General features: G+C 38.4%; 6 protein-coding genes. 3 read left to right on the top strand and 3 right to left on the bottom strand.

Annotated features, from left to right (window positions below; translation table 11 throughout):
• The 3 genes from AC1DPQ_RS05775 to AC1DPQ_RS05765 all read left to right on the top strand — a co-directional run.
• Positions 1–2,206, top strand: a 2,206-nt coding sequence (locus tag AC1DPQ_RS05775) for a TonB-dependent receptor (protein ID WP_477608355.1), incomplete at its 5' end; no start/stop codon positions are given.
• Between the two features lie 102 nt (positions 2,207–2,308).
• Entirely contained in the window at positions 2,309–4,060 is a 1,752-nt protein-coding gene (locus tag AC1DPQ_RS05770) for an ABC transporter ATP-binding protein (RefSeq protein ID WP_477578517.1), read from the top strand.
• Between the two features lie 18 nt (positions 4,061–4,078).
• Positions 4,079–4,294: a PLDc N-terminal domain-containing protein gene (locus tag AC1DPQ_RS05765; protein ID WP_477578515.1), complete on the top strand. Its 216-nt coding sequence runs from the start codon at positions 4,079–4,081 to the stop codon at positions 4,292–4,294.
• Positions 4,295–4,686: 392 nt separating this feature from the next.
• Here AC1DPQ_RS05765 and AC1DPQ_RS05760 read toward each other — a convergent pair whose 3' ends face one another.
• The 3 genes from AC1DPQ_RS05760 to AC1DPQ_RS05750 all read right to left on the bottom strand — a co-directional run bounded on the left by AC1DPQ_RS05760 (position 4,687) and on the right by AC1DPQ_RS05750 (position 11,453).
• On the bottom strand, positions 4,687–6,009 hold the full coding sequence (locus tag AC1DPQ_RS05760; protein WP_477578513.1) for an MFS transporter: 1,323 nt from the start codon (positions 6,007–6,009) through the stop codon (positions 4,687–4,689).
• A 178-nt stretch (positions 6,010–6,187) separates the two neighbouring features.
• Positions 6,188–8,062 carry a RagB/SusD family nutrient uptake outer membrane protein gene (locus AC1DPQ_RS05755; protein ID WP_477578511.1) on the bottom strand — a complete coding sequence of 625 codons (1,875 nt, stop codon included), beginning with the start codon at positions 8,060–8,062 and terminating at the stop codon, positions 6,188–6,190.
• Between the two features lie 118 nt (positions 8,063–8,180).
• Positions 8,181–11,453, bottom strand: a complete 3,273-nt coding sequence (locus AC1DPQ_RS05750) for a SusC/RagA family TonB-linked outer membrane protein (protein WP_477608353.1) — start codon at positions 11,451–11,453, stop codon at positions 8,181–8,183.
• Positions 11,454–11,651: the final 198 nt, after the last annotated feature.

Raw genomic sequence — 11,651 nt, 5'->3', positions numbered from 1 at the left:
TCCTAAATATGGCGTAGCAAATACACCTCAATATGGTTCCTTCGACAAAAAGCGCGGYTCGGATGCTGCATTTGCCCGTATAGATTGGCAAATTAATGACAGAAATTTATTAACCATTCGTGATAATTACACAAACGATAGAAATCCGTTAGGTTTAGCAGATAACACCGCGATAAATTTCTACGAAAGTTATGGTAACGATAAAAATGTCGACAATAATTTATTGGCCACTTTACGTTCAACCATAAGCAGCAAAATCACTAACGAATTAAAAATACAACATTTATATACTTTCCAGGCGAGTACCCAAAATGACGAATTAACAAGTGCCATTCCAAGAGCAATTGTAGGAAATATAAAATCTGACCTTGCTGATGGCACCAAGGGTATCTCTACTGCAATACAAATTGGTGGCCACCGTTTCGGACAAGAAGGTTTTACCAATAATGTTTTCCAACTGGTAGATAATTTTTATTATAATACCGATAAGGTTAAATATACATTTGGTGTTGATGTGATGTATACCAATGCAAAATCTCTTTATGGTAGTGAAGTGAATGGCCGTTTCGAATACTCAACTTCTCAGATTCAAGATCCTGCTTTTCCAAATGACCCTACAAAAAAGATCGAAGTTCCAGCGATTACAAACTTTAATAACCTTGCTCCAAACAGATTTTATCGTGAAGTACCTTTGGTTGCAGACCCAACTGTTAAAGCCGGCATTTGGAACGCCGCTATTTACGGCCAAATGCAGACTAAATTGGCAAAAGGTTTAGATTTTATAGGTGGTTTACGCATTGATTACAGCACTTATCCAAAATCGCCACTAAATCAGCAACTATTTGATGCTATTGGTGTGAGAACAGACCATGAGTTAAAACAATTTTTAATTCAGCCAAGAATTCAATTTAACTGGGATATTAATGAAAACCGAACAGACTTTGTTCGTTTCGGAGCAGGCATTTTCGGTTCGGATGTGAACAATTATGTGACCATTAATAACTTAACCTTTGATGGTAAACATTTAGCAACAGTTGATGTTTTCGGCGCAAATGTACCAACACCAAACTTTATAGGTTATAGAAATGGTACTGTTGCTACACCTTCATTAAGTGCTTTACAGGTACCAACTATCAATACTTATGCAGAAGATGCAAAAATTCCAGTGGTTTATAAAGCCAACTTATCATACAGTAAATTAATCACCGATAAATTTAAGGTTGGGATTACGGGTTACGCAACATTAGGACGTAACAACTACATGTATGTTGACAAAAATATGGCGGCAAATCCATTCTTTACCCTTCCTAACGAAGGTAACCGTGGTGTATTTGTACCAACGTCAAGTATAACAGCGAGTAATGGTGTTGCCGATTGGAAAGGCGGTCGTTTAACTAATCAGTTTGGCCGTGTGTTAGAATTAAATAGTAAAGGTAAAGTAAATCAATTCGCTATAGTTATAGATGCGACCTGGAATTATTTCAAAGATGGAGAAATCTCTGCAAGTTATACTTATAACGACACAAAAGATAATACCTCATATAATGGCAACGTAGCAAACTCCGCTACTTTATCTCTGCCTGTTAAAGATGATCCAAGAGATTTGAGCAAAATGTCTTATTCAGATAATCAGTTCCGTAATAAGATTGTTATTTATGGAACGTCGCCAAGTTTTTATGGCTTTAGATTAGGCGTTCGTTACTCTGGTATTGGTGGAACACGATATAGCTTATTGGCTGGCGGCAATATTAATGGAGATTTTGTGGCTACAAATGATTTAGCTTTTGTATTCGATAGAAACAATCAAAATATTGCTGCAAATATCCGAACAGGCTTACAGACATTATTGGATAATCCAGATGCAAGCCAAAGTTTAAAAGATTATATTAATAAATATTCTGGTCAGATAGCAGAGCGAAATGGCGGCGTAAATGACTTTTTTGGTATTGTTGATTTAAAATTAAGCTATCAACTACAATTAAATAAAAAGCACAGTATTGAATTCTCTGGAGATGTGTTTAATTTTGCAAACCTACTTAACAAAAAATGGGGTGTAAATGAAACTTTGGGCAACCAGGCTTTATATGCTGTTAGCGCATTCGATGCTACAAACAAAGCTTATACTTATCGTGTAAATAACACAGGTATTGTTACACCATCAGGTAACCCTTGGCAGATACAAATTGGTTTACGTTACGGATTTTAACAACCGTTTAGCTAAGTTTCTTAGCTTAAAGTCATAAAAAAAGGGAATGGATTTTTATCCGTTCCCTTTTTTTATGTTTGCATTAACAAACGGCAAAACTTAATGGGATTATTACTTAACTACCTGAAAAACCACAAGTGGATTGTGGCCTTAGCGTTATTGCTAGCAGGCATAAATATTGGTTTTTCACTTTTAGATCCATACATCACCGGTCGGATTTTAGACCGTTTTATCAATAAAAAAGATTCGTTAACGTACAACCAATACCTCTGGGGCTCCTTGGGTTTAATCGGGCTGGCTATTGGCGCAGCCATGGTTTCGCGTATCGCTAAAAACTTTCAGGATTATTTCACCAGTGTGATTGTTCAAAAAGTTGGTGCGAAAATGTATGCCGACGGCTTACAGCACTCTTTAAAATTGCCTTATCAGGTTTTCGAAGATCAACGTAGCGGAGAAACCCTGGGTATTTTACAAAAAGTACGTTTAGATTCGGAGAAGTTTATCACCGCCTTTATCAGTATCCTTTTTGTTAGTTTAATCGGGATGATTTTCGTCATCGTTTATTCGGTTTCGGTAAGCTACAAAGTTACCCTGGTTTATTTTTCTGCTATCCCGATCATCAGTTTTGTAAGCTGGTTTTTAAGCCGCAAAATCAAAACCATTCAACGCTCTATCGTTGGCGAAACCACAGCTTTGGCAGGTTCTACAACCGAATCATTAAGAAATATCGAATTGGTTAAAAGTTTAGGTTTGGCCGATCAGGAAATTGATCGATTGAATAAAACCACCTACAAAATTCTAGGTTTAGAGCTTAAAAAAGTGAAATATGTACGCAGTATGAGTTTCGTTCAGGGCACTACCGTAAACCTGGTTCGAAGTACGATGGTACTGGTGCTGCTTTTGCTTATTTTCGATAATACGATTTCAGCCGGGCAGTATTTTTCATTCCTTTTTTACTCGTTCTTCCTTTTCGGACCGCTACAAGAACTGGGCAATGTGATTTTAACCTGGCGTGAGGCTGAAGTTTCGTTAGGTAACTTTAAAAAGATTTTAAGTACACCGATTGATAAAAAACCTGAGAATCCAACTTCTATAGCAAAAATTAAGGATTTAACCTTTAACAATGTGGGTTTCAAACACCTAACAGCCAATAGAAATGCCTTAGATAATATTTCGTTTAAAACCCATCACGGGCAAACCATTGCATTTGTTGGTCCATCGGGTTCTGGAAAAAGCACACTGGTAAAACTATTGGTGGGTTTATATCCGGCAAAAGATGGTGAGATTTTATACAATGGTATCCCAAGTAACGATATCGATCTTGATGCCTTACGCGAGAAAATCGGTTTCGTAACGCAAGACACGCAATTGTTCTCGGGTACAATAAGAGAAAACCTGCTATTTGTTAACCCTAATGCTACGGATGAAGAATGTTATAAAGTTTTAAACCAGGCTGCTTGTCAGACACTTTTAGCCCGTGCCGATAAAGGTTTAGATTCGTTAATTGGCGAAGGTGGTGTTAAGGTTTCGGGCGGAGAGAAACAACGTTTATCAATTGCGAGGGCATTGCTCCGTCAGCCAGATATTTTGGTTTTTGATGAGGCTACTTCTTCTCTGGATTCGATTACAGAAGAAGAAATTACCAAAACCATCCGTTCGGTATCTGATCTAACCGATCACATTACCATTTTGATTGCCCACCGTTTATCGACCATAAAACATGCTGATAAAATTTATGTATTAGAGAAAGGCCAAATTATTGAGCAAGGACGGCATGAAGAACTAATTGCACAAAATGGTTTATATCAGGCTATGTGGCGCCAACAAATTGGCGAAAGAGTTGTTGAAGCTTAGGAACAAAAAGAATTTGTCATGTTACTAGCTCAAATAGAAAGCAACCAGATCGCAATTATCATTATCATAGCGGCCATATTATGGCTGGCCTTAATATTAACGGCATTGTATCATATATCGAGAAACAACAGCATCGGTTTCTCGGTAAAGGTGCTTTGGTTTATCATTATCCTGCTTGCTCCCTTTTTAGGTTCCATTATTTATCTAATCTGGGGCAAGAACAAGAAGTTTTAATTTACAATGGTCCGTATCCTCACGGACCATTTTTGTTTTTAACCACCAAGAAACAAAGGCACAATGTTTTTCTTGCATGAGGGATAGCAGTGGAAATCCTTTTTTGATTTTTCTTCAAAAAAGATTGTAACGGATAGCCCGACCCTTGCGCAGCCTGGGGCATGCCCAGATTATTTGCAACAAACTCGGCATAATGATGTTTAAAAACCGCTATCTAACAACCTTATTTTTTATAGCATAATAACTACCGTGAGTAATTAAATTTCAGAGTTGTCAACTTTCCAGCAAAAGGCTATTAAAGTTGGCAACTCTACACAGGGAATCGTCATCCTGAATTTATTTCAGGATCCACTTAGCATGAAAATCCGTATACCGAAATGTTTAGGCAGCAACTAAACAACTTTAGTTGTCTGTTCATTAATATCCTGCAAACTCAGTTTCGTTAAAGATTTCGTCTTTAGCCATGTAATTCCAGCAATTGCCAATGTCATCGTTCCTCCAAAAACTACCGATGGGATGGTACGCATCAACTTTGCGGTAAGACCCGATTCGAAAGCTCCGATTTCGTTTGACGACCCAATAAACATGCTGTTTACTGCCGATACACGTCCGCGCATTTCGTCGGGTGTTAACAATTGCATAATGGTTGATCTGATGATTACACTTACGCTATCAAAAGAGCCTTCTAAAAAGAGAAAGAAGAGCGTTAAGTAGAAATTTTTAGATAAACTCCAGCAGATGATGCTTAAGCCAAAACCGGTTACGGCGATCAATAAATTTCGCCATGGTTTGTTCATCGGCGAAAAACGCGTCATAGCAAGCATCGTAAAAACAGATCCTGCAGAAACAGCGGCCCGCATAAAGCCTAAACCCTCGGGTCCAACTTTTAATATATCATTTGCAAACACGGGCAATATGGCTACCGCACCACCAAAAAACACCGAAAACAGATCCAAACTCATTGCCCAAACCATCATTTTGGTTTTAAACACAAAATTTATTCCTTTAAGCAAACTCTCTTTAATATTTTCTTTGGGCACAAACTGCGGAGGGTGTACTTTTAAAAAGAAAATACAGATAAGGGCTATAAATACAAAAGAAATAATTACGATATAAGTTATGGTAATACCGAAGAAACCATAAGTTATTCCTCCTATTGCCGGCCCTAAAATAGAAGCCATCTGCCAGCTCGAACTGCTCCAGGTACTTGCATTTGGATAAAGGTTTTTTGGTAAAATCTGAGCCATTAAAGAGAATGTAGCCGGGCCGAAAAACCCTCTTGATATCCCCATCCCAAATACGAGTACATACATAATTAAGGCAATTAGATTAACCTTAAAATTAAACAGGGTAAAAATAATATCGAACTGCCCAAGGTTAAACTGCGGTAATGTTACCAGCAGCATAATGAGGGTACAAAGAAATACGCCTCCAAATACTTTGAGCAATAAGCCCCTTTTTTCGCTCTTATCTGCAACATAACCTCCGTATAATGCAATCCCTATAGCAGGAATAGCCTCACACAGGCCTACAAACCCTAAGGCCAATGGATCTTTTGTTACATGATAAATATAAATCCCAAGCACTACTGCCTGCATTTGATAGGCAAATGTGAAGAAAAAACGCATGCCTAAATAAGAGCGGAACTCCCTAAAGCGCAATGCGGCGTAAGGATCTGGTTTTGTAATAACCGAATTGAGGTCTGAATCTGTCACAGAAAAAAGTTTATTTGCAAAACTACGCTTTGAAAATTAAATACGGGAATGGCCAAAGGCTTAAGCTTACCTGTTTTTTCTATTGAAAAGTAAAAATATCCGATCGACCAGCTCCAAATATTATTGCATAAAAAACCCGATGAATAATATTATCCATCGGGTATCTAGATTGGTTAGCTTAGTAACCGGGGTTTTGTTCTAGTAAATTATTTTTGTTTACTTCATCTCGACTAAATGGCCTGAAATAAAGTTTATTGTCCCAACTTCTGTTTTCTTGTGCATTTTCTACAACTGGACTATAAGTATAATCATATACAGTAGGGTCATAATGGTAAGGGGCAGACATCGTTTTACCTGGTTTAAATTTACCCGTAACTTTGATGTAAGTAACCTTTCTGCCTAGTGTTTCGCCAGCAATTAACCATCTGCGCGTATCGTGATAACGTTGTTCTTCATAGGCCATTTCTATACGGCGCTCATGGCGGTAAACCTCTCTAAGGCCAGCCTGATCTGTTGCTGTAACCGCAGGCATACCCGCCCTGAAACGAATTTTATTCAACCAGTTTGTGGCATTACTCAATTCGCCAAGCTCAATACTCGCTTCGATATAATTAAATACCGCTTCGGTATATCTAAAGAAAGGCCAAGGCACATTTTGCGACATCGAGGCATCTACAATAGTTGGATCTGGATCGATAAATTTATGGTAGTAATAACCTGTCCAGCTGCCGTTCCAGTTTTCGATAGAACTTGCGCGTGTATCTAAACCTCTAAAGTCAATTCTCGTATTGTTATCCATTAAATCGTATACTCCAGTTTGGATTTGACTGGCAGGATCGACATTACCAGATGCTTTATCGCGGGGTTTCCAACCTGCACCATCATATAAAACTGTAGCGTAAAACCGTGGATCTCTATTTACATAAGGATTTGCTTTCTGTACCGGATCGTTCCAACTAAACTTTGTCCCATCCATCATTTCATAATCATCAACCAATAACCCAATTGGCGTATTTCCAGCCCAGTTATGGTAACCGTTCGGGCCATTTTGCTGTGCATGTTTGATATTGCTTTGGATGATAAAATAGCGGGCAAAAATAAGTTCAGATGCAGCTGATGCATCAATATTTGGTGCCTTGCTTGCTCCACCCATAGCTATACTTTTATAATTTAACCGGCCATCTGTTAGCGCAGCAGGGGCAGAAAGATTTAATTTATAACCAGTACCTAAATCCATAACGGCTTTGGCAGCAGTTTGGGCTAATTTATAACGGTCTGCTTGATTTCCACTCGCATAGCTTAAGAAATCTAATTTTTGCGCAGCTATTCCTGTAATTTTTGCATTAAGTTTCGCTCTGTCATGCAAGTCGCTTGCCGCATAAGTCAGCACTCTAGATTTTAATGCCAGCGCAGCAAGTGCAGTAGTGCGGCCTTTATCGAGTGTTTTACCTGTTAACAGCTTATTGGCTTCATCGCAATCTTTAATAATAAAATTCACACATTCTTCGTAAGTGTTGCGTTTTAATTTAAAATCATCAGTTAAAGCGTAGGTTTTGGTAATGATAGGTACGGCTCCATAATAACGCAATAACTGCTGATAAAAGTAAGCACGTAAGAAATAAGCCTCTCCCAGTAACTGATCTTTTAACGATTGGCTGGAAAGTCCATTATCGCCACCAACAATCCTYTCTACAGTGGTGTTACAAGCCCTGATGCGGTTATACATCTGTTTATAAGCCCAGGTATCATCTACCCAGCCTAATGTAGATGGGTTAATGGTTGCATTGTTGATCAGGTCGATTCCCCTTGTTGGGTGGGTAAACATCGCTTCATCCGAAACAGAAGCCAGCATTTGCTCAGAAAAACCGCCATTCCCCAATCCGTTATAGATATCGTTTACAAAAGCCTGTGCAAGTGCAGGGTCTTTCCAAACCAGCTCCGAAGATATTTTATCGGGCGGGTTTACATCCATAAAATCTTTCTTACAAGAAGCTGCAAGAAAAGTTATAAAAACCAATATATATAGATTTATATTTTTGTTTGTTGCTTTCATATTTTTCATCCTTTAAATTTATTTTCAACTGCGATGAAGCTATCATGATTTAAATATTCAATATGTGATTTTAAAAATGATGATGGTTTCATTATAGTTAATAAACTGTTATACATTTTTAAAAAGCGGCCTTAATTCCCATGTTGATTACCCTTGCCTGAGGATAGTACTGACCACTTGTATTGGTTGATTCAGGATCCCATATCTTGATTTTATCAAGCGTTGCCAAATTGAGGCCGTTTGCATAAACCCGTACACTGTTTAATCCAATTTTTTCAACCCATGTGGTTGGCAATGTATAACCCAACTCGACATTTTTTAGCCTGATGTAATTGTTGCTGCGCAGCCAATAGGTATTATTTAAGGCATTATTACTATCGGTATAATAAGTAGCGCCCCTGTTTGATAAACGTGGGTTTACTGAACTCGGATTCTCGATACTCCAGCGATTTTGATACGACCATTCTAAGAAATTACCTATATCCCCAGATTCGGTTATCCCTACGATTTGCATCCCCCCTGTGGCCCCCTGGATAAGTACAGAAAGGTCGAATCCTTTATATTGCAAATTCAAGTTTAGCCCTCCGGTGAAGGTTGGTGTTCCGTTTTTGTCTAAACGTATTTTATCATCCGCATTGATTTTACCATCATTATTAGTGTCTTTAAATTTCATGTCGCCAGGGCGAAGATTGCCGGTAAGTGCACTATAATTAAGCGTATTGGCATTAACTTCTGCCTGATCTTTAAAAACACCATCATAATCGTATACCAACCACGAGCTAGTTACCCTACCAGTAGAACGTTGCCACTCTGGGGCACCCGGTGTCTCATCCCAAAATATGATTTTATTTTTAGCATAACCACCATTTACACTCACGCCATAATTCCAATCACCTACGTGGTCGTTATAACTTAATTTAAATTCGAAACCTTTGTTATTTACTTTACCCAAGTTAACAGGCGGTAAACGGTCTGTAATCCCTGAACTTTCTGGAACCGAACTTCCTCTGCTGATCAGGATATTTGTACGTTTATTGTAGAAATAATCGAACTCAAGAGAGAGTTTGTTTTTCAAAAAGGATGCATCCAAACCAATGTTCGTATTGTTAGCAACTTCCCATCCGAAATCTAAATTAGGCACCTTGCCTTCGGTCAATGATTTTGTAATCAAATCATTAAAAACATAACTTCCAAAATTCATTAAGCTGAGGTACTGGTACTCTTGCAAGGCATCTCCAAAGTAGGCTTCAGCACCCATTTGTCCCCAAGAAGCTCTCAATTTTAGATTATCCACAAACCTAACATTGTCTTTAAAAAAGGGTTCTTCAGATAAGCGCCATCCCACCGATACGCCAGGGAAGAAACCAAAACGTCTGGCAGTTGGAAAAATATAAGAACCATCTACACGCCAAAGAAATTCGGCCAGGTATTTTTCTTTATAATTATAGCCTGCGCGTCCGAAATAACTTAATCGTGCACGGTTGAATAAATTGTTCGGGTCGCCAGGATTATTACCTAACGACTGCTCTTTCTCATCACCTGCCAATAATTGCTCAATTGCCGATGACAAGAAATATCTTCTGAATGCAGTAAAACCATCATTCGTTATTTTCTCGCGGGTTACACCAGCCATTAATCCTATAGTATGATCGCCGATTTTTTTATCATAATTGATCATACCCGTTAAGTTTACAGCCAATTGGCCGCCAGCTGTTTCTCTAAGTCTTGGATCGGTATATTGAGATCTTATTGTACCTGTTAATACAGGCGTTACTCCATCCGCTTGAAAAGTCTTCTTGTCCCAATCGTAAAGTGTCCATGGTAATTGCCAGTTTTTTTGCCTTCCAGAATATTTATCTATGGCTGCAGTACCGGTTACTTTTAATCCTTCTACACCTGGGATTTTAATTTCAACTTTACCTGTTGTTTGAAAGTAATCTCTGATATCTTTATTGTACCCTGTTAAATCAGTAGTAGAAACCACTGGATTATAACCATATTCAATATCTCTACCCGGCAAACCGTTAGGCCATATGGCTATTTCATTAGGACGTCCTCTCATTAAAAATCTAAATATATCGCCCGCACTAACCGTCGGAAAATTGCGGTTTTCCTCTCTCGCAGTTACACCCAACGTCGTGGTAATATATTTACTTACTTTTGCTTCCAGGTTAAAACGCATATCGTATTGCTGATAGCCAGTAGCAGAATTCTTATAGTATGCATCTTGATCAAGATAGCCGAGTGAAACCAGATATTTCACATTTTCACTGCCACCATTAATCTGAACATTATGTCTTTGTTGAGGCGACCAATTTTGAAAAACAGTTTTAAACCAATCAGTATTGGGATACCTTAAAGGATCTGAGCCGTCGCCGAATTTCCGGATTTCATCTGGTTTGTAAGCAGCATTAATCGTTTTACCGCCGGTAGATAAATAAGTACCTGTTGTTTTGAAACTATTCCACGCTGCCGACCATTCATTCGGATTAAGATCAGAGCCGAAAATATTCAGTTCATTTAAAATCTCAGCATACTGAGTGGAATTGGCCATTTTAGGTGTGCGTGTAGGCTGTTGTAGGCCATAACTAAAATCGTAAGAAAATTGTGGTTTCCCCGATTTTCCTAATTTGGTAGTGATGAGGATTACTCCATTTGCAGCCTGCGAGCCATAAATAGCTGCAGATGCATCCTTTAGCACCGATACACTTTCTATATCGTTCGGATTTAACCTTTCGATCCCACCTGCGCGGTTAGGTATTCCATCGATTACAATTAAGGCATTATTATTACCAAGCGAATTTATACCGCGAATCCGGATCGTCGAGCCGTCGTATCCAGGCTCCCCGCTTCCTTGTAGTGCCGTAACGCCAGGTAAACGACCAGCCAATGAATTGGTTAAGTTTACTGAAGATGATTTAGCCAATTCTGTACCTTTAACCGATGCTACAGCACCAGATACAACTGCCTTTTTTTGGGTTCCATACCCTACCACTACTACTTCGGATAAGTTTTGGTTGTTTTCTAGCAAACGGACATTAATATTGGTTTGGTTTTTTACCTGAATCTCTTGATCTACATAACCTACATAGGTAAATACTAAAGTAGCATCTTCGGGTACTTTTATGCTAAATTTTCCGGAAGCATCTGTTACGGTAGTTGCAGCAGCTCCTTTTAATTTAACACTTACTCCAGGAATCGGACCTTTAGCATCGGTAACCTGTCCCTTCACAATAATATCCTCAAGCGGAGGTCTGTAAAAATCAAAGGGTTCTTTTTCGTGCAATGATGCTTTAGCAGACATGCTGGTAAACGGGGAAAAAACAAGACAACCACCGCAAACAAGAAACATGCTACTTCTGGCAAAAGTCTTCCATAGATTTTTTTTCATAGTTTTCAATTTATTTTGGTTAGATAATAATTGTATTATAATTTAATACTCATAAGTAATATCGAACTGTCATTACACAAATCAATTATACATGACTTATCGACATAATTGCTTACACCACTTAACATCAAAAAAATTAAGGCTCCCTTCTAATTATGCCAATAAATCATTGTCAACCATATCAAATCGGCTTTAATT

This window comes from Pedobacter sp. 01T416_2 (assembly GCF_056398925.1).
The sequence above is the reverse complement of the archived record's forward strand: the minus strand, read 5'-3'. Positions and strand labels throughout refer to the sequence as shown.